General features: G+C 64.1%; 14 protein-coding genes. 7 read left to right on the top strand and 7 right to left on the bottom strand.

The features are described 5' to 3' along the window. Positions 1-39: 39 nt before the first annotated feature. The 4 genes from JQ572_RS17960 to JQ572_RS17945 all read right to left on the bottom strand — a co-directional run bounded on the left by JQ572_RS17960 (position 40) and on the right by JQ572_RS17945 (position 6276). On the bottom strand, positions 40-2907 hold the full coding sequence (locus tag JQ572_RS17960) for a PAS-domain containing protein (protein ID WP_211384024.1): 2868 nt from the start codon (positions 2905-2907) through the stop codon (positions 40-42). A gap of 174 nt (positions 2908-3081) precedes the next feature. Further along, positions 3082-3957 carry an acyl-CoA acyltransferase gene (locus JQ572_RS17955; RefSeq protein ID WP_211384025.1) on the bottom strand — a complete coding sequence of 292 codons (876 nt, stop codon included), beginning with the start codon at positions 3955-3957 and terminating at the stop codon, positions 3082-3084. Positions 3958-3994: 37 nt separating this feature from the next. Beyond that, positions 3995-4975: an amino acid--[acyl-carrier-protein] ligase gene (locus JQ572_RS17950; RefSeq protein ID WP_211384026.1), complete on the bottom strand. Its 981-nt coding sequence runs from the start codon at positions 4973-4975 to the stop codon at positions 3995-3997. Between the two features lie 83 nt (positions 4976-5058). After that, positions 5059-6276, bottom strand: coding sequence for an acyl-CoA dehydrogenase family protein (locus JQ572_RS17945; protein ID WP_211384027.1), 1218 nt, complete (start codon positions 6274-6276; stop codon positions 5059-5061). Positions 6277-6636: 360 nt separating this feature from the next. Here JQ572_RS17945 and JQ572_RS17940 point away from each other — a divergent pair, with 360 nt between their 5' ends. The 3 genes from JQ572_RS17940 (at position 6637) to mtnA (ending at position 9021) form a co-directional block, all read left to right on the top strand. Beyond that, positions 6637-6909, top strand: a complete 273-nt coding sequence (locus JQ572_RS17940) for a phosphopantetheine-binding protein (protein ID WP_211384028.1) — start codon at positions 6637-6639, stop codon at positions 6907-6909. Between the two features lie 111 nt (positions 6910-7020). Beyond that, positions 7021-7896: an S-methyl-5'-thioadenosine phosphorylase gene (locus JQ572_RS17935; RefSeq protein WP_211384029.1), complete on the top strand. Its 876-nt coding sequence runs from the start codon at positions 7021-7023 to the stop codon at positions 7894-7896. An 18-nt stretch (positions 7897-7914) separates the two neighbouring features. After that, positions 7915-9021 carry an S-methyl-5-thioribose-1-phosphate isomerase gene (gene mtnA, locus JQ572_RS17930; RefSeq protein WP_211384030.1) on the top strand — a complete coding sequence of 369 codons (1107 nt, stop codon included), beginning with the start codon at positions 7915-7917 and terminating at the stop codon, positions 9019-9021. A gap of 121 nt (positions 9022-9142) precedes the next feature. On the opposite strand, the gene JQ572_RS17925 is transcribed toward mtnA, so the two are convergent. Then, on the bottom strand, positions 9143-9778 hold the full coding sequence (locus tag JQ572_RS17925) for an HAD-IA family hydrolase (protein WP_211384031.1): 636 nt from the start codon (positions 9776-9778) through the stop codon (positions 9143-9145). Positions 9779-9888: 110 nt separating this feature from the next. On the opposite strand from JQ572_RS17925, the gene JQ572_RS17920 reads away from it, so the two are divergent. Next, complete coding sequence (locus JQ572_RS17920) at positions 9889-10647, top strand: S1 family peptidase (RefSeq protein WP_211384032.1); 759 nt, start codon at positions 9889-9891, stop codon at positions 10645-10647. Positions 10648-10772: 125 nt separating this feature from the next. Continuing rightward, on the top strand, positions 10773-12275 hold the full coding sequence (locus JQ572_RS17915; RefSeq protein WP_211384033.1) for a flavin-containing monooxygenase: 1503 nt from the start codon (positions 10773-10775) through the stop codon (positions 12273-12275). Between the two features lie 242 nt (positions 12276-12517). On the opposite strand, the gene JQ572_RS17910 is transcribed toward JQ572_RS17915, so the two are convergent. Together JQ572_RS17910 and JQ572_RS17905 are read right to left on the bottom strand one after the other, a co-directional pair. Further along, positions 12518-13444 (bottom strand): response regulator, encoded by a 927-nt coding sequence (locus JQ572_RS17910; protein WP_211384034.1) that lies wholly within the window; start codon positions 13442-13444, stop codon positions 12518-12520. Further along, positions 13428-16799, bottom strand: coding sequence for a hybrid sensor histidine kinase/response regulator (locus tag JQ572_RS17905; protein WP_211384035.1), 3372 nt, complete (start codon positions 16797-16799; stop codon positions 13428-13430). The genes JQ572_RS17910 and JQ572_RS17905 overlap by 17 nt, the downstream gene beginning before the upstream one ends. A 167-nt stretch (positions 16800-16966) precedes the next feature. On the opposite strand from JQ572_RS17905, the gene urtA reads away from it, so the two are divergent. Then, positions 16967-18226, top strand: a complete 1260-nt coding sequence (urtA, locus tag JQ572_RS17900; protein ID WP_211384036.1) for an urea ABC transporter substrate-binding protein — start codon at positions 16967-16969, stop codon at positions 18224-18226. A gap of 132 nt (positions 18227-18358) precedes the next feature. Beyond that, a complete protein-coding gene (urtB, locus tag JQ572_RS17895) occupies positions 18359-19285 on the top strand; it encodes an urea ABC transporter permease subunit UrtB (protein WP_211384037.1) in 927 nt (308 codons plus the stop codon).

The following is a 19285-nucleotide window of genomic DNA, read 5'->3' as shown; positions in this document are numbered from 1 at the left end:
CTTCGCGCGGCTGCGAGCTAACCCACCCAACGCAGATCCTTACGCCACGCGTCGAACCGCGTTCAGCGTCTCGATGGCGCGTCCGACCTCGGACGCCGGACACGGCCTGCCGAAATAATAGCCCTGCACGGCGGTGCAGCCGCATTCACGGACGAAGTCGAGCTGCTCGATCGTTTCGACACCCTCGGCCGTGGTCTCGACGCCGAGCACTGAGCCGAGGCTGGCGATGGTGCGGACGATGGCAATGCTCTCCGGGCTTTCGCCGAGCGTGCCGACGAAGGAGCGATCGATCTTGATGCGGTCGAACGGAAACTTGCGCAGATAGCTCAGCGAGGAATAGCCGACGCCGAAATCGTCGAGGCTGACGCGCACCCCTAACGCGCGAAGCTGGTGCAGGATCTCGATCGTCGCCTCGCTGTCGTCGAGCAGCGCCGTCTCGGTGACCTCGAGCTCGAGCCGCTGCGGCGGCAGGCCGGCTTCCGCAAGTGCGCTCGTGACCATCGCCACCAGCCCGCGCGAGCGGAACTGCACCGGCGACAGGTTCACCGCGACGGTGACATCGGGCCAGGACACGGCGGTCGCGCAGGCGGTGCGCAGCACCCATTCGCCGATCGGGACGATCAGTCCGTTCTCTTCCGCGATCGGAATGAATTCGGCTGGCGAGACGAAACCGCGCGACGGATGCTTCCAGCGCAGCAACGCCTCGAAGCCGGTCAGCTCGGTGGTGTCGAGCCGCACCTGCGGCTGGAATGCCAGGTCGAACTCACGTGCCTCGAGCGCGCCGCGCAGATCGTGCTCCAGCGCGTGCCGGCTGCGCGCCTCTTCCTCCATCTCGGGCTCGAACAGCTGAAAGGCGCCGCGCCCCTTGGCCTTGGCCTGGTACAGCGCGAGGTCGGCGCATTTCATCAGCTCGTCGGCATCGAGCCCGTGATCGGGCGCGATGGCGATGCCGACGGAGACGCCGACATGGATCGACTGGTTCTCCAGCGGCGGCGGGTGACCGATGATCTCCACCAGGCGGCGTGCGAGCTTTTCCGCCGATTGCGGCTGCGGTCCGCGCTGGAGGACGGCGAATTCGTCGCCGCCGAGCCGCGCGACGGTGTCGTGCTCGCCGACATTCTCCTTCAGCCGCGCCGCGACCCAGCGCAACAGCCGGTCGCCGGCCGCGTGGCCGAGGCGGTCGTTGACGGTCTTGAAATTATCGAGGTCGAAGCACAGCACGGCCATCGCGCCGCCGGCGATCGCGACCTGGTTCAGTCCCTCGCCCATCTTCTCGCGGAACAGCGTGCGGTTGGGCAGGTCGGTGAGCGAATCGTGCCGCGCCATGTGCGCCACGCGAGCCTGGGCCTTGTGGCGCTCGGTGACGTCCTCGTAGGTGACGACCCAGCCGCCGTGCTCCATTCGCTTGTGATTGAGCTTGATGATCCGGCCGTCGCTCAAATGGCGGTGCAGCGTGTGCTCGCCCTCGCGCAGCCTCTCGACATAATCGGCATAGAGCCGCGCGGCGGTGGTGTTCGGATGGGTGCCGAGCTCGCAGCTGTGCTCCATGATCTCGCGCATCGAGACACCTGGCTTCACGACGTCCGGCGACAGGCCGTACATCTCGATGTAGCGGCGGTTGCAGACGATCACGTGCAGGCTCGAATCCAGCATGCAGAGGCCCTGGCTCATGTTGTTCAAGGCCGCGTCGAAGCGCCGATACTGCTCGCTCAACTCCTCGATTGCGTGCTCGCGCTCGGTGATGTCCTCATAGGTGGCGACGAAGCCGCCCTCGGCCAGCGCGCAGTAGCGCACCGAGATCATGGTGTCGTTCGACATGCGCCGGCGCATCGGCGAGGAATCGCGGTTGGCGATCCTCGCGCTGGCGGCTTCCAGGAGCTGCTGCGGACTATATTCGGAGGAGAACGCACCTTTCGCCATCGAGCGCTCGATCAACTCGGCGAGATGCGTCCCCGGTTTGGTCTCCTCCGGCGACAGCCGATAGATCTTCCGGTAGGTGGTGTTGCAGACACGCAGGCGCATCCCGCTGTCGTAGAAGGCGAGCCCGTGCGCCATGTTCTCCAGCGCCGCATCGAGAATGAAGTTCTGCTGCCGCAGCGTCTCCTCGTATTGCAGCCGCTCCGTGACGTCTTCATGCACCGTCACCCAGCCGCCGTCCGGCAGGAAGCGGGAGACCGCCTGCACCATCCGCCCGTCATAGCGCATCACCAGCAGGGTTTTCGCCTTCCTGGCGCGCACGTCCTCCAGCCTGGCGTCATGGAACTCGTCGGCCGACATCCCCGGCAAATTGCCGCGCGACAGCCAGTGATCGATGGCCGTGCCGTGCGTGGCGCCCGGCTTCACGATTTCGGGGTCGAGATTGTAGAGCTTCAGGAAACGTTCGTTGCAGACGACGACGCGACTGTCGGAATCATACATGATGAGACCGTGCGACATGTTGGCAAGCGCGTGTTGGCTGCGCTCGGTCTGCACGCGCAGCTCCGCCTCGAGCCGTGCGAGGCGGCTGACGTCGTCACAGATCGTCATCCAGCCGCCGCCGGGGAGCGGCTTCAGCTCGAGCGCCATGACGAGGCCGCTCGCGAGCGTCTGTTCAGTCCGGAACGGCTGGCCGGCCGCGATCCGCGCCATGCGCGCTGCATAGAGCGCATCGACTTCCCCTGCGGGGATGTTGCCGAGCGTCGCGCTGTGGGCGAGCACGTCGCGGTAGCTCGTGCCGACCCGGACGGTCTCGGCCGACATGTTGAACAGGCTGAGATAGCGCTGGTTGACCAGCACGATCCGGTTGGCGGCGTCGTAGACGCAGACGCCCTGCTCCATGTGATCGAGCGCAAGCTGGCTCAGCCCGACCAGGGCCTGCGGGCCCTCTTCGCGGCGTGCACCAAGCTCGTTGTCGCGGGTCGACGTCATGGGATCGGCAGGTCTCGGCGGGCAATAGACTTAACGCAGCGTAATTCAGCCGCCGAGGGTAGCGAAGAGGCGGGAAAATTCCCTTAAGCGCAGTAGTTTACGGAGGGTGACCAGCAAGGCGGAGAGTGGGCCGTACAGACTACGCTCATGCGGGCTACAGGAGGGCGCGACCTCCTACGGTCCGTACAGCACGAGTTCCGTATCCGTGAGGTCGGCGAGCTGCGGCCGGTGCGGACCCTTGAAATATTTGCGGCCGCGCCGCTCGGTGTAGATGCCGACGAGGCCGGGAACCGGGCCATTGGAGTCGACGGCGACCGAGATCTTGCCGAGCCGCAGCAGCAGCCGGCCGATGCGCCCTGCGCATTCGACGTACTCGGCAGCGTTGCGGCAATAGATCAGCTTCATCGCGGGCGGCGCAATGAAGCCGCGGCGGATGCGCACCGGTTGCAGGATGAAGGGGAACGTTCCCTTCGGGGTACGGCAGACGAGGCTGAGGCAATTGTAGCGCGCGTGCCGCGTCAGGAGCTCGGTTTCGACTTCGGAAAGTCCATCGATCGTCTTGGCGTGCTGCGAGATGACCTCGATCTTGCTCCAGCGCGGGACGCGTGCCAGCGCGGGTACGGAGAAGAATATGCCACGGCAATAGGCGCGAAAGCCTTGCGTCTCGATGATCGGCCAGGTCCAAGGCGCCGGGCTGATGTTGAGATAGGTGACGTCCTTGTGCCGCTGGGCGATCTTGGTCAGGAGCGGCGCATAGTTGCGGTAAGCCGGATCGACGTACCAGCTCGACAAATTGCACTGGATGGCTACCTCGTCGCCGGCCTTCCGCGTCGTGTAGATCAGCAGCAGCACGCCGACCGGCGTGCCGTCATTGTCGAGCATGTAGCCGAAGCGCGGGTAGCCTTCCGGCACCGGCCGGAAGGCCTGCCGGCGCAGGCCCTGGATCCAATAGTCGCGCGAGCGGCCCACGAAGCCGCGCGTCAAAAGGTCTGCGACCGCCTCGACGTCGGCCTCGGTGATCTCGCGGCATCGGACCTTGGTGTGGATCACGCTCGTCTTTCCCGTGGAAATGACAGGCCTCGTTCCGTTAGCGCCAGCCTTCGCCATGAGCATCGGCCGCGACGTGCGGCTGCATGCCCATGAGCTCGCGCACCTTGGCGGGCCAGGCGGAAAGATCAGTGCCGTGGGTGTGGAACATCGCGACGGCCAGGCGGTCCATGCCGAAGGCGACGCAGCCCGTGTGGGCCGGCTCGCCATCGGCGTCCTGGATGCCCCAGGTCGTGCCGAAATGCTCGCGGTGATAGTTGAAGCTCATGCAGGCGGTCGGCTGCTCCTCCGAGCGCAGCGGGATCAGCAGCTCGAACTTGAGCTGCTGCTGCTTCTGGCTCACCGCCTTCATCTGGCCGACGCGGCCGAAGAAGGGATCGCTGGCATAATCGACGCGGAAGGTGAGACCGAGATCGGCCGCGATCGCCTGCGCGCGCACCATCCAGCGCTCGCGGAAATCGGCGACGTCGTCGGGGCTTCCGATGCAGACATATTCGCGCATCCGGAACGATTGCAGCCGGTCGAGGTGCTTCGACGGCTCACGGCGGAAGCAGTCGGCGGCGACGTCGAAGCGCAGGCCGCCCTTCGGCAACTGGCCGCGGCTCGCCGCGATCGGATAGACCGGATAGCAGGCGGCGGGCGACAGCACGAGGTCGGCGGGCGACAGCGAACTGGTCCAGTCGCCACCGGCATCGAAGCGGCTCACCGCGGCGTTGATCTCGCGCTCGGTGCCGTGCAGGCCGCAGACGCAGCCGAGCAGGTTCGGAAAGCTCTTGAGATAGCCGGATTTTTCCAGCTGGGCCCGGCTCATCACCGGCGGGAAGCGCATCACCTCGGTGCCGGCCTCGCGATGGCTCGTGATCAGTGCGGCGAGCTTTTCGACAACGCCCTCATAAAGCGCGGTGCGGGCGTAGACGCCGTCCGAACCCATGGGGTGAAACAGCTTGTCGGCGAGATGATCGAGCGGATCGATGGCTTGCGGGGCGGTCTCGGGTGAATCGGGAAGAACAGCAATGTTCATATTCGACTTCCTGCTATTTGAAATTATTGTTGTTGGTCGAGAAGATTTGTCGGTCCGTAAGGCACGTCAGTCCCGAAAGCTTTTCAATCGCGAAGGCTGGTTGGCACGCCGCTCATCAACGTCGAGGTCGCAGCATTGGCCAGAATGCGGTCATTGTTGATCATGATCGGCGACGACAGCACGTCGCGCAGGTGGCGGCCCATGGTGAACTCACCGTCGTTGCGGTAGCCCGAAAGACCGGCCGTGCGCATCGCATGCATCACGGTCTCGACTGCGAGCTCGGAGGCCTGCACCTTCAACAGAGTGATCGAAGACTGGAAGTCGAGTGAACTCAGGGCGCGTTCGTCATGCTCGGCGTTGGCGAAGGCGTCGATATTGGCCGAGATCAGCGCGCGCAGCTTGGCCAGCGACATCTTCGCGGCGGTGAAATGCGCCGCGGCCGGGGGCATCTGGCCGCCGGAGCCGCGCGCCGCCTTGCGGACGAAGGCCTGCGCGCGCGTGACCGCGGCAGCGGCGATGCCGGCCCAGGCGGATGACCAGCACAGATGCGCGAAGGGCGTCATGGTCTGGGCGTGGATCTTGTCGTAGGATTCAGGGAAGACGCGGTCGGCGGGGCAGTCGACCCTCAGCTCGAAACCGGTCGAGCAGGTGCCGCGCATGCCGAGCGTTTCCCATCCCTGCGTCTGCTTCAGCGAATAATCGTCCCTGGCGAGCGCCAGCAGCACCTGGTCCGAGGCGGCGGCCTCGGTGGCGCGGCGGGCGATGGTGACGAGGCCGTCGGCCTCGGCGCCGTAGGAGATGACGGTGGCGTCGCGCACGAGCGAGACGGTGTCGCCGGCGTGATCGACGGCAGCCGCGCTGGCGCGGATGTTGCCGCCGTTCTGGCCTTCGGTGGTGGAGGAGGCGAGCAGCCACTGGTCGCGTGCGACGCGCCGCATCATGGTTTCCATCCAGGGAATGCCGTGGCCGTGCCTGACGACACAGGCGACCTTGGTCGTGTGCATCGCATAGACCATCGCGGTCGAGGCGCAGGCGCGTCCCAGCGTATAGCAGATGTCGGTGACGTCGTGGATCGAGGCACCAAGCCCGCCGAACTCGACCGGGACCATGACGCCGAGCAGCTTTTGCTCGCGCGCGATCTCGAAAGCCTTGTGCGGGAATCGGGCGTCGCGATCGACCCCGTCTGCGTCGGCCGCCGCCGCGGCGGCGGTTCGGGCGGCGCGCTCGATGAGGGAAGGACCCTGCTCGAGAAAGCTCGTCTGCGTCTCGTCGACAGTGAGAACTGCTTCACGCACGTTCATGCTCGTCCGCCTCCGGTTTGCCGTTCGAGATCGCCGGCATCATTCGCGATGCCGCTTAAAGCGATCTTCCGACCATCTTTGCTTGTGATTGGAGGCTACGGATTTAATTCAAATTCGTCGATGAAATACAGGGTAAACGATCTGCAATTCCGAATGAACAGTTAAGGTCGGGTTGTTTGCATCACCCAAGTTTCCGCAATCGCGTTAGGAATCTGGAAGAAGCTCGAATTCCAGACAATCTGAGTCATCGTTTACTAAGAAACGCGAAGTAATGGTACCGACCATTGCAGGATCGTCGCGTCGTGCCCATCGTACCCGGCAACCGGTCCGACCTTATGACAGACAAACGGGAATTTGCCGATGCAGGCCTTCGATACTGACGTGCGCAATCGCATCATCAAGCTGGTGAAGGGTATCCTCGAGCAGAACTCGCTCGTCGCCGACGTCACGCCGCAGGCCAAGCTCGTCGACGTCGGCCTGACCTCGATGGACATGGTGAACCTGATGCTCGGCGTCGAAGCCGAGTTCGACTTCACCATTCCCCAGTCCGAGATCACGCCGGAGAACTTCCAGTCGGTCGAGACGCTGGAGCGCATGGTCGCGACCCAGCTGCAGCCGGCGACCGCGGCTTAGTCAAACGCTCGTCTCTTCCGGACTGCAAGACCGCTCCACCCCCGTTCCAAAACCGCCGCAAAACTGGCATAGCTTAACCTTGTCGCAGGTAGCTGACAGAGTGGAGCAGGCATGACGCAGGCGGTATTGGGCATCATCGGCGGCTCCGGCATCTACGATCTGCCGGGGCTTGAGAATGCTCGCGAAGAGGTGATCCAGAGTCCCTGGGGCGAGCCGTCGGCGCCGCTGCGGCGCGGCTCCATTGCCGGCCTGCCGATCGTATTCCTGCCGCGCCATGACAAGGGTCACCGGCTGTCGCCCTCCGACATCAACTATCGCGCCAATATCGACGTCCTCAAGCGCGCCGGCGTCACCGACCTGATCTCGCTGTCGGCCTGCGGTTCCTTCAAGGAGGAGATGCCACCCGGCACCTTCGTCCTCGTCGACCAGTTCGTGGATCGCACCCACAAGCGCGAGAGCTCGTTCTTCGGCCGGGGCTGCGTCGCCCATGTGTCGATGGCGCATCCGGTGTCGCCGCGCTTGCGTATTCACCTCGCCGCGGCCGCCGAAGCCGAGGGCATCGCGTTCGCGCGCGGCGGCATCTATGTCTGCATGGAGGGGCCGCAATTCTCCACCTATGCGGAAAGCATGACCTACAAGACGCTGGGCTATTCGGTGATCGGCATGACCAACATGCCCGAGGCGAAGCTCGCCCGGGAGGCCGAGATTTGCTACGCCACCGTCGCCATGGTGACGGATTTCGACTGCTGGCATCCCGATCATGACGCGGTCACCGTTCAGGACATCATCCGCGTGCTGACCACAAACGCGGACAAGGCGAAGTCGCTGGTGGCGCGGCTCGCCAAGGATTTTCCGCGCGAGCATGAGCCGTGCCCGATTGGCTCGGACCGTGCGCTCGACACCGCGCTGATCACTGCGCCAGAGGCGCGCGATCCCGAGCTCCTGAAGAAGCTCGATGCCGTGGCGGGGCGCATCCTGCGCGGTTGAGACGAAAGGCAGAATGCCATGAAGGTCGACGGCAAGCATTTCCGCAGCATCTGGCGCGAGCATGATGGCTGGTCGGTCGGCGCGATCGACCAGCGCCGGCTGCCGCATGAGTTCGTGGTCGCGCGGCTTACCTCGTGCGAGGACGCGGCGGTCGCGATCCGCGACATGCTGGTGCGCGGCGCGCCGCTGATCGGCGCCACTGCGGCCTATGGCATGGCGCTCGCGATGCGCGAGGATTCCTCCGATGCCGGCCTGAAACGCGCCTACGACAGGCTCGTCGTGGCGCGGCCGACTGCGATCAATCTGAAATGGGCGCTCGACGAGATGCACGCGAGTCTCGCGCCGATTGATCCGCTGGAGCGGGCGGAAGCTGCCTATGCGCGCGCCGATGAGATCGTGGAACAGGATGTCGAGATCAACCGTGCCATCGCCGGCAACGGCCTGAAATTGATCGAAGCGATTGCGGCGAAGAAGCCGGGCGAGACGGTCAATGTGCTGACCCATTGCAACGCAGGCTGGCTCGCCACCGTGGATTGGGGCACGGCGACCGCCCCGATCTATCTCGCGCATGAGCGCGGCATCAAGGTCCATGTCTGGGTCGACGAGACCCGTCCGCGCAACCAGGGCGCCTCGCTCACCGCCTGGGAGCTTGGCCATCACGGCGTGCCGCACACCGTGATCCCCGACAACACCGGCGGGCACCTGATGCAGCATGGCATGGTCGATCTCGCCATCGTCGGCACCGACCGCGTCGCTGCCAACGGCGACGTCTGCAACAAGATCGGGACCTATCTGAAAGCGCTCGCCGCGCACGACAATTGCGTGCCGTTCTACGTCGCGCTGCCGTCGCCGACGATCGATTTCGCCGTTGATGACGGCATCCGCGACATTCCGATCGAGCAGCGCAGTGGCACTGAGGTCACCGATATGACCGGCCGCACTGCGGATGGCAGGCTGGAGACGGTTCGGATCGTGCCGGAGGGCTCGCCGGTCGCGAACTACGCCTTTGACGTCACCCCGGCGCGTCTCGTCACCGGCCTCATCACCGAGCGCGGCGTGCTGAAGCCGGATCGCGCCTCGCTCGCGGCGGCGTTCCCCGAACGGGTCGCCGCTGCGGCGGAGTGAGAAGTTTGGCGATGAGCGTCGATCCAATCTCGTCATTGCGAGCGTAGCGAAGCAATCCAGAGTCTTTCCGCGGAGGCAGTCTGGATTGCTTCGCTGCGCTCGGAATGACCGGGATGATAGACTAACCCAGCGTCAACCCCGTGGCTGCCTCGAGCTCGGCGATCGCCTGCGTGCCGCTGGTGACCTTGATCGTCGTCATTCCCATCTCGCGCGCGGGTTTCAGATTGACGCCGAGATCGTCGAGATAGACGCAATTGTTCGGATCGACCTGCAGCGTCTCGACCATCAGCTTGTAGATGCGCGGATCGGGCTTGCGCAGCCCGATCTTCGCGGACTCGATGACGTGGTCGAACAGCACCATCACCTCAGCGACGTAGAGTGAGCGCCCGGTCATGCTGCCGATCGCGTTCGCGGGCAGATTGTTGGTGATGCAGCCGGTCCTGAATTGCGCCTTGATGCGCTTCAGCGCCTCTACCATCTCGGGGCGCAGATCGCCCTGGAGCAGCGGCAGCACGTCGCGCCCGCGTACCTCCGCGCCAAGCGCGAGCGACTCGGTGGCGAACAGTTGGTCGAAGGTGTCGATATCGACCTCGGCGCGCTCGAACTTCGCCCAGGCGTTTTCCAGGTGATTGGCGGCATTGGTGCGCCGGATGATGTCGACGGGCAGGCCGCGCTCGGCCTCGAATCGCGTGAACGCCTCGAATGGCGAACTCGTCAGCACGCCGCCAAAATCAAAGATCACAGCTTCGATCGTCAAGGTTCCGCCCTCGTCAATTCCTTTCCAAGAGGGCTAGCATGCGATATCGGCAAGGGCCAGTCTGAAGCAATCCTTCGCCGTCACCGATGCCGTCGTCAGAGCGTGTTCCCATGAAAAAGCCGGTCATTCTCATCATAGCCACGCTGCTGCTCGCGGCCCCCGCCCATGCGATCGTCGGCGGCGGCACGCCGCAGGCGGATGGTGTCGCGCGCGCCGTCGTCACCATCGTCGGCTCGCGCGGCAACTTTTGCACCGGGAGCTTGATCGCGCCAAGACTGGTGCTTACCGTCGCCCACTGCGTGCAGCCGGGGGCTGATTACAAGATTATCGACCGCGGCGCCGACGGCCAACCGCAATTGCTGAATGTGCGCACCGTCGCGATCCATCCGAACTTCAACATGCAGGCGATGCAGGCACATCGCGCCACCGCCGACGTGGCGCTGTTGCAACTCGATATTCCACTCAAGGGAAAATCCACGGTGCCGGTCGGCATGCCGAATATTCCGATCCGGATCGGCAGCCGCTTCGTGGTTGCCGGTATCGGTGTCACCGTGCGCGGTGACGGCAAGAGTGGCGGCACGATTCGTGTCGCTGCGCTCGTCGCCACGGGTCAGCCCGGCGCCTTCCAGATCCGGCTGGTCGATCCCGTAACCAACGGTGTTCGCGACGGAATCGGTGCGTGCACGGGTGATTCCGGCGGTCCCGTGTTCGAGGACAAGCCGAACGGTGCCGTGCTGGTCGGCGTCATCAGCTGGTCCACGGGCCCGAACGGCGCTGCCGGTTGCGGCGGGCTGACCGGCGTCACGCCGCTCACGCTCTATCGCGACTGGATCTTGCAGACCGCGCGGAGCTGGGGTGCGGCGCTGTGATTTGACCGCGAATTGATCTATGTCATTTTGTAGCGGAAACGCGACGAGCGATGCTGCCCGTTGCGGAGGAAGCGCGTTGCCCGGACAAGGGCGGCCACAAAAATAAGCAAGGCATAGAAGCAACAATGAATGTCGCTGTTCGCAGTCACGCTACGGCCAAACAGGCTTCTGAACATTTCGACGTGTTGATCGTCGGCGCCGGCATCTCCGGCATCGGCAGCGCCTATCACATGACAAAGCAGCTTCCGGGCGCGAGTTTCGTCATCCTGGAAACGCAGGCGACGTTCGGCGGCACCTGGACCACGCATCGCTATCCCGGCATCCGCTCCGACAGCGACCTCCACACCTTCGGCTACAGCTTCAAGCCCTGGGTCGGCCCGCCGATTGCGACCGCCGAGGAAATCCTCGCCTATATGAACGAGGTGATCGACGACAACGATATCGCCCGGCATATCCGCTACAAGCACAAGATCAATTCCGCGAGTTGGTCGAGCGAGAACAATCTCTGGACCATCGAGGCGGTGACGACCGACACCGGCGAACCGAAAACCTTCACCGCCAATTTCCTCTGGATGTGCCAGGGCTATTATCGCCATTCGGAAGGTTACACGCCGGAATGGAAGGGCACTGATAGCTTCAAGGGCCGCATCGTCCATCCGCAGACCTGGCCTGACGACATCGACCTTGCGGGCAAGAAGGTCGTCGTGATCGGCTCGGGCGCGACCGCAGCGACGCTGGTACCGAACATCGCGGACAAATGCGCGCATGTCACCATGCTGCAGCGCTCGCCGACCTATTTCCGGCTAGGCCGCAATGCCATCGAGATCGCGGAGGAGCTGCGCCGGCTTCAGGTTGACGAGAAATGGATCCACGAGATCGTTCGCCGCAAGATCCTGTTCGAGCAGGACGCGTTCACGAAGCTCTGCATCTCCAAGCCCGAGCAGGTCAAGAAGGAGCTGATCGGCCAGATCAGCGCGGTGCTCGGTCCTGACTACGACGTCGAGACGCACTTCACGCCGAGCTACCGGCCGTGGCGGCAGCGCATCGCCTTCGTGCCGGATGCCGACCTGTTCAAGGGCATCGCCAGCGGCAAGGCCTCCGTGGTCACCGACGAGATCGAATGCTTCGTCGAGAACGGCATCCAGCTCAAATCCGGCGAACTGCTCGAGGCCGACATCATCGTGACCGCGACCGGCTTCAATCTCGCCGCACTCGGCGACATCGCCTTCGAGGTCGACGGCAAGCCGCTCGCCTTCGGCGACACCGTCACCTATCGCGGCATGATGTTCACCGGTGTGCCGAACATGGTGTGGGTGTTCGGCTATTTCCGCGCGAGCTGGACGCTGCGCGTCGATCTCGTCGCCGACTTCGTCTGCCGGCTGCTCGGCCACATGAAGGCGAAGGGCACGAAGAAGGTCGAGGTCAAGCTCCGCGCCGAAGACCACAACATGCCGATCCTGCCCTGGATCGATCCGGAAAACTTCAATCCGGGCTACATCATGCGCGACATGAACCTGTTGCCCAAGCGCGGCGACAAGCCGGAATGGCAGCACAGCCAGGACTACTGGACCGAGAAGGACGAGATTCCGAAGACGGATCTGGACGACAAGGCGTTCGTGTACGGGTGAGGGGGCCGTGCATGTGAGGGCCGGTCGCGATTGCCACAAACTCCGCTGTCGTCCCCGGGGCGCGAAGCGAGCCCGGGACCCATACTCCCAGGGAGTGGTTATAAGACGAGCTGATAACTTCGAGTCTTCGCCAAATTTCTCCCTGTGGCTATGGATCCCGGATCTGCGCTCCGCTTCGCTGCGCTTGTCCGGGACGACACTGTTTTTTGGGTAGGTTGCGTCTCGACTCATTCGCAGTATCGCTACGAATTCCGCCGTGTCGCATTCGCCGCAATCGCCGCGGCCGCCGTCCGGTTCTCCACGCCGAGCTTGGCGTAGATCTGCTCCAGATGCTTGTCGACCGTGCGCGGGCTCAATCCCAAGATCTGTGCGATGTCGCGGTTGGTCTTGCCCTTGCTGAGCCAGGCCAGCACCTCGCCCTCGCGGGTGGTGAGGCCGAGCTCGCTGGTGAATTCGGGCGGCAGCGCAGTGCCGGACTCCCTGGAGAGGCGCAGCAGGAACTCGTTCGGGGCGGTTTCGCCCATGTAGTAGAACCGAAGTTGCGGATTGTCTGGCAGGGAGGCCGTCTGCGACTTCGCGCTGCCCTTGCCCTTCGCCTGCCCCAGCCATTGCAGCAGTGAGGGCGGCAGGACGAAGTCGTCGGCCTGTGTGCCGTGGTGGTCGGACAGCAGCTTCTGCGCCTGCGGCGTCGCCCAGAGCACGTGACCCTGGCGGTTGACCGCGAACAGGAAGCGGCCGGACACGTCGAGCGCAGCGCGCGCGCTCTGGGTCAGCCGGGCATTGCCGAGATGGACGCGGATGCGCGCCAGCATCTCCTCGATCACGATCGGCTTGGTCACGTAGTCGACGCCGCCGGCCTCCAGCCCGCGCACGATGTGCTCCGTTTCGGCAAGGCCCGTCATGAAGATCACGGGCACATTGGCAAGGCCGGCGTCGCGCTTCAGGCGCCGGCAGGTCTCAAAGCCGTCGATGCCGGGCATCACCGCGTCCAGCAGCACGATGTCGGGCGTGATCTGGTCGACGATGCGCATCGCCGAGGCGCCGTCGAGCGCCACCATTACCGTCATTCCGGCGCCGTCGAGCGCGTCGGTGAGCAGCCGCAGCGTCTCCGGGGAGTCGTCGACCACCAGCGCGACGTCGCGCTTTTTCGGCTCAGTGCTCATACGCATGCAATGTTTTCAATGTGGCCATGTACTGGTCGAGGTCGAAGCGGTCGACCAGCGATCGCATCTGCGCGACGAAATCGGCATGTTCAGGGTGCTCGCTGCCGATCTCGTCCAGCTTCAATTGGATGCCTTTGACGTAGCCGATCTGGCCAAGCCCGATCAGTGCCTCGATGTGCCGCACCGGCGGCCGCGAGCCGCTCTCCGGCTGCCACAACGGCACGAGGATCTCGTCCGAGCCGTATTGCCACTCGAGCTTGAGGAGCTGGCGAATCGTCTCCAGCAATCGCGGAATGTCGATCGGCTTCATCAAATAGCCGTCGTGGAAGGGCTGCGCCAGCGGCGTGCCGTGGGCTTCGAGCGCACTGGCCGACACCATCAGGATGCGCGCCTGGTGATGGCCGCTCGCGCGCAGCGTCTCCGCGACCGTCCAGCCGTCCATGCCCGGCATGGAAATATCGAGCAGGAACAGATCGGGCCGGCAATGCTGCGCCAGCGCCAGGCAGCCCGGCCCGTCGGGAGCGCTGAGCAGGATGAAGCCGAGCGGAGTCAGTACCTCGCGCAACAGGTCGCGATGAACGGGGTCGTCGTCGGTGACGAGAATGGTCTTGCGCGCGCCGTGATAACCGGAGACCGGAGCCTCCACCGGCGCGATGCGCCTGGGATTGGTGACCTCCGAGAGCAGTATCTTCACCTTGAAGGTGCTGCCGCGGCCGACCGTGCTGGCGACCTTGATGTCGCCGCCCATCACGCCGGCCAGCAGCCGGCTGATCGTAAGCCCCAATCCCGTACCGGTCTGTGGCTGCGAAACCCCGAGCGCGCCGCGCTCGAAGGGCGCGAAGATCCGTTCGAGATCGTCGCCCTGGATGCCGGGGCCGGTATCGATCACCTCGAACTCCGCGACGGGGCTGCGATAGTGCACGACGAACTGTACGCTGCCGGTCTGGGTGAATTTGATCGCGTTGGACAGCAGGTTGATCAGCACCTGGCGCAGCCGCTTCTCGTCGGCATAGACGACAACCGGCAGGTGCGGCGGCCGCCTGAATACGAAGTCGATGCCCTTGGCGGCGGCCTGAAGACGGAACATGCCGACGAGCTGGTCGAGGAACTCGCTCAAGCGCACTTCGTCGCGCGAGAGATAAAGCCGCCCCGCCTCGATCTTGGAGATATCGAGGATGCCGTCGATCAGGCCGGAGAGGTGATCGGCGCTGCGGCGGACGACGCGGACCTGGTCGCGCGGCTTGGTGTTGAGCGTCGAATCCTGTTCGAGAAGCTGGGCATAGCCGCTGATCGCGTTCAGCGGCGAACGCAGCTCGTGGCTCAGGCCCACGACGTAGCGGCTCTTGGCGAGGTTGGCGGATTCGGCGACCTCCTTGGCGCGCTGGAGCTCGGCGTCGGTGCGCTTGTGCGCGTCGATCTCCTGGATCAGCAGTGTGGTCTGCCGTTTGGTTTCGGCCTCCGCCGCGCGGCGGCTTTGCTGTGCCAGCACGAACAGCCAGGCGACCACGCCGATGATGATGCTGAGCGAGAAGAAGACCTTCCAGAGCACGTTGGAGACGAGCGTGTTCTCGCCATGAATGCTCGCCGAGGTCTGGAGATAAATCAGCCCGAGCACCAGCGCGACGAGGCCGGCGGAGACGACGAACACGCCGATGTAATGGCCGAACTGCGAGTTGATCCGCTGATAGATCGGCTGCGGCAAAATCCTGCTGAGCGCGTCGGCGAACTGTACCTGCGCGCGCGCATGTGGCTTGCAGAGGTCGTGGCAGCGCGCGTCGAGCGAGCAGCACAGCGAACATATGGGACCGGCATAGGCGGGGCAGGACGTCATGTCCTCGGGTTCGAAGCTGTGCTCGCAGATGCAGCACTGGATCGACTCGATGTTGGCCCAGCTCCGCTTCGGCTTGCGCGCGATGTAGTACTTACCGTCGGTGAGCCAGGCGATCACCGGCGCGGTGACGAAGGCGACGGTGAGCGCGACGAAGGCCGCGAGCGCCTTCATGGTCGGCCCGAACAGGCCGTAGAACGCCGCGATCGAGACGATGATCGCGAGCGTCATCGCGCCGACACCGACCGGGTTGATGTCGTAGAGATGCGCGCGCTTGAACTCCATTTGCGGTGGACGCAGGCCGAGCGGCTTGTTGACGACGAGATCGGACACCAGCGCGCCGACCCAGGCGATTGCGACGTTGGAGTAGAGCGCAAGCGTCTGCTCGAGCGCCTTGTAGACGCCGATCTCCATCAAGAGCAGCGCGACCATGACGTTGAACACCAGCCAGACGACGCGCCCGGGATGGCTGTGGGTGAGGCGCGAGAAGAAGTTCGACCAGGCGATCGATCCGGCATAGGCGTTGGTGACGTTGATCTTGAGCTGCGACAGGATCACGAATACGCCGGTCAGCGCGAGCGCGAGATCCGGCTCCGACAGCACGTATTGAAATGCGACCAGGTACATATGCGCGGGTTCGGCGGCCTCTTCCGGCGGCACACCGTGGCTCAGCGCAAAGAAGGCGAGGAACGAGCCGGCCAGAAGCTTTAGCGCGCCGAGCACGATCCAGCCCGGTCCCGCGCTCATCAGCGCAATCCACCACGACGCCCTGGAGGTGCGGCGGTCGCGTGGCAGAAAGCGCAGAAAGTCGACCTGCTCGCCGATCTGCGCCACCAGCGAGAAAACCACCGAGGAGGCGACGCCAAACAGCAGCAGATCAAAATGTCCGCCGAGGTCGCCGTGCTCGCCGGCAAATTTGTGCCATTCCGTGAAGGAGTGGGGATTGGCCCATGCAATCGCGGCAAAAGGCAGGATGTGCAGGACGACCCAGAGCGGCTGCGTCCAGAGCTGGAAGCGGCTGATCAGCGTGATGCCGTAGGTCACGAGCGGGATGATCGCGACCGCGCTGATGAGGTAGCCGATCGGACGCGGAATCCCGAGGCACATCTCGAGCGCGGTCGCCAGGATCACCGCCTCGACCGCGAAGAAGATGAAGGTGAAGGAGGCATAGATCAGCGACGTGATGGTCGAACCGATATAACCGAAGCCGGCGCCGCGGGTGAGCAGGTCAATGTCGATGCCGCATCTGGCGGCATAATAGGCAATCGGTACGCCGCAGCAGAAGATGATGGTTGAGACGACGAGGATCGCGGCAGCGGCGTTGGTGACGCCGTAATTCAGGGTGATGGTGCCGCCGATCGCTTCGAGCACCAGGAACGAGATCGCGCCTATGGCCGTGTTGGCGACGCGGGCGGCGGACCAGCGGCGTGCGCTCTTGGCGGTGAAGCGCAGCGCGTAGTCTTCCAGCGTCTGGTTGGCGACCCATTGGTTGTACTGGCGCCTGACGCGGTCTATTCGCTGCCGCCCTGCCACTGAAACCCCGCTCCCGAACTCGCCGGACCTCTCGCAAATCCCGTACCAAAAGCCTACGTCGCTATTTTGCGGTGCAGTATACGCGATCTTGCGTATGCTTGCGGTGCACAAATTCGAGCCATCCTCTCAGGACCAATCGCGTGTCCTCGAACAAAAGTGGGGTGCTCATGTCAGACGAAGCAAACAAGGGCCTGTTATCGCCGCTCCGGCGCAAATTATTGATGGGAATGGCCGCCGTGCCGGCCATCTCGATGCTGCCGCGGGCGTCTTTTGCGCAGACGCCGGCCACCTCGGCGGTCAATACGACGGGCCTTGCGGTCACCGACACCGAAGTGACCGTCGGCATCCTGCATTCGGCGACCGGCACCATGGCGATCTCCGAGACCGGCTCGATCGAAGCCGAGAAGCTCGCCATCGAGCAGATCAACGCCGCCGGCGGCGTGCTCGGGCGCAAGATCAAGTTCATCCAGGAGGACGGCGCCAGCGACTGGCCGACCTTCGCCGAGAAGGCCAAGAAGCTGCTCGTCAACGACAAGGTCGCGGCGATCATGGGCTGCTGGACCTCGGCCTCCCGCAAGGCCGTGCTGCCCGTCGTGGAGCAGTACAACGGCATGCTCTATTACCCGACCTTCTACGAAGGCCTCGAGCAGTCCAAGAACGTGATCTACACCGGCCAGGAAGCGACCCAGCAGATCCTCGCCGGCCTGGACTGGATAGCGAAGGAAAAGGGAGCGAAGTCGTTCTTCTTCATCGGCTCCGACTACATCTGGCCGCGCACCTCGAACAAGATCGCGCGCAAGCACGTCGAAAACGTGCTGAAGGGCAAGGTCGTCGGCGAGGAGTACTATCCGCTCGGCAACACCCAGTTCAACTCGGTCATCAACAAGATCAAGCTGACCAAGCCCGACGTGATCTTCACCGACGTCGTCGGAGGATCGAACGTCGCCTTCTACAAGCAGCTCAAGGCTGCCGGCATCGACCTGTCCAAGCAGGCGCTGCTGACGATCTCGGTGACCGAAGACGAGATCGACGGCATCGGCGGCGAGAACATCGCGGGCGCCTATGCCTGCATGAAGTACTTCCAGTCTCTCGACAATCCGAACAACAAGGCCTTCGTGCCCGCGTTCAAGAAGATGTGGGGCGAGAAGACCGTGATCGGAGACGTCACCCAGGCTGCCTATCTCGGCCCGTGGCTGTGGAAGTTGACGGTCGAGAAGGCCGGCTCCTTCGATGTCGACAAGATTGCGGCGGCTTCGCCCGGCGTCGAGTTCAAGGGCGCGCCGGAAGGCTATGTGCGCATCCACGAAAACCATCACCTCTGGTCGAAGACCCGGGTGGGACGCGCCAAGCTCGATGGTCAGTTCGAGCTGATCTACGAGACCGCCGATCTGGTCGAGCCGGATCCGTTCCCCAAGGGCTACCAGTAAAAGTCGCGGCGTCAGCCGCGGCTTCCCTCAAGATCACACCGCTCCCTGGCGTGGATTGCAAGTCCATACCCAAGACCCCCGCGTCGCGAACCTGCTCGCGACGCGGGACCCTATCCCCGACGGAGGACATCGATGTTCGGCGACTATTCGCTTGGTGATCTTGGTTCCATCTTCGTCATGCAGGGCTTTGCAGGACTGATCCTGTTCTCGGTCTACGTCCTGATGGCCCTAGGGCTCGCGATCATCTTCGGCCAGATGGGCGTCATCAACATGGCCCATGGCGAGTTCATGATCCTCGGGGCCTACGTCACCTGGATGACCTCGAATTTCTTTCAGACCTATTTGCCGAGCCTGTTCAGCGGCTATTTCTTCCTCGCCATGATCCTGGCCTTTGTCGCGTCCGGCGCATTGGGGATGCTGGTGGAGTGGGTGCTGATACGGCATCTCTACAAGCGCCCGCTCGACACCCTGCTGGCCACCTGGGGTCTCAGCCTGATGCTGCAGCAGGCCTATCGCTCCGTGTTCGGCGCGCGCGAGGTCGGCGTCGAGTTGCCGCAATGGATGCTTGGCTCGCTGCACGTCAGCGACAGCATCGAGGTGCCGATCAACGGTGTCTTCGTGATGTGTCTCACCGTCCTCATCACCGTCTGCGTCGCCTATGTGATGTACAAGTCGCGCTGGGGCCGCCAGGTGCGCGCTGTGGTGCAGAACCGCATCATGGCCGGCGCGGTCGGCATCAACACCGAGAAGGTCGACCGTTACACGTTCGGGCTCGGTTGCGGTATCGCCGGCGTCGCCGGCAGCGCCTTCACCATGATCGGATCGACCGGGCCGACGTCGGGTCAGCTCTACATCGTCGATACCTTCCTCGTCGTCGTGTTCGGCGGTGCCGCCAGCCTGCTCGGTACCATCGCGTCGGCATTCTCGATCTCGCAGACGCAATCCACCCTCGAGTTCTTCATGTCGGGCTCGATGGCCAAGGTGCTCACGTTGCTCGCCGTTGTCGGAATCCTGATGCTGCGGCCGCAGGGGCTGTTCGCCCTCAAGGTCCGCAAGTGA

Source organism: Bradyrhizobium sp. SZCCT0153 (assembly GCF_018129995.1).
Classification (GTDB): domain Bacteria; phylum Pseudomonadota; class Alphaproteobacteria; order Rhizobiales; family Xanthobacteraceae; genus Bradyrhizobium; species Bradyrhizobium japonicum_G.
This window is presented reverse-complemented; position numbering and strand designations above follow the sequence as displayed.

Bases quoted from the DNA above. Each gene is read 5' to 3' on its own strand.
- JQ572_RS17960 (WP_211384024.1), bottom strand. From the start codon at position 2,907: ATGACGTCGACCCGCGACAACGAGCTTGGTGCACGCCGCGAAGAGGGC.
- JQ572_RS17950 (WP_211384026.1), bottom strand. From the start codon at position 4,975: ATGAACATTGCTGTTCTTCCCGATTCACCCGAGACCGCCCCGCAAGCC.
- JQ572_RS17945 (WP_211384027.1), bottom strand. From the start codon at position 6,276: ATGAACGTGCGTGAAGCAGTTCTCACTGTCGACGAGACGCAGACGAGC.
- JQ572_RS17940 (WP_211384028.1), top strand. From the start codon at position 6,637: ATGCAGGCCTTCGATACTGACGTGCGCAATCGCATCATCAAGCTGGTG.
- JQ572_RS17935 (WP_211384029.1), top strand. From the start codon at position 7,021: ATGACGCAGGCGGTATTGGGCATCATCGGCGGCTCCGGCATCTACGAT.
- mtnA (WP_211384030.1), top strand. From the start codon at position 7,915: ATGAAGGTCGACGGCAAGCATTTCCGCAGCATCTGGCGCGAGCATGAT.
- JQ572_RS17920 (WP_211384032.1), top strand. From the start codon at position 9,889: ATGAAAAAGCCGGTCATTCTCATCATAGCCACGCTGCTGCTCGCGGCC.
- JQ572_RS17915 (WP_211384033.1), top strand. From the start codon at position 10,773: ATGAATGTCGCTGTTCGCAGTCACGCTACGGCCAAACAGGCTTCTGAA.
- JQ572_RS17910 (WP_211384034.1), bottom strand. From the start codon at position 13,444: ATGCGTATGAGCACTGAGCCGAAAAAGCGCGACGTCGCGCTGGTGGTC.
- urtA (WP_211384036.1), top strand. From the start codon at position 16,967: ATGTCAGACGAAGCAAACAAGGGCCTGTTATCGCCGCTCCGGCGCAAA.
- urtB (WP_211384037.1), top strand. From the start codon at position 18,359: ATGTTCGGCGACTATTCGCTTGGTGATCTTGGTTCCATCTTCGTCATG.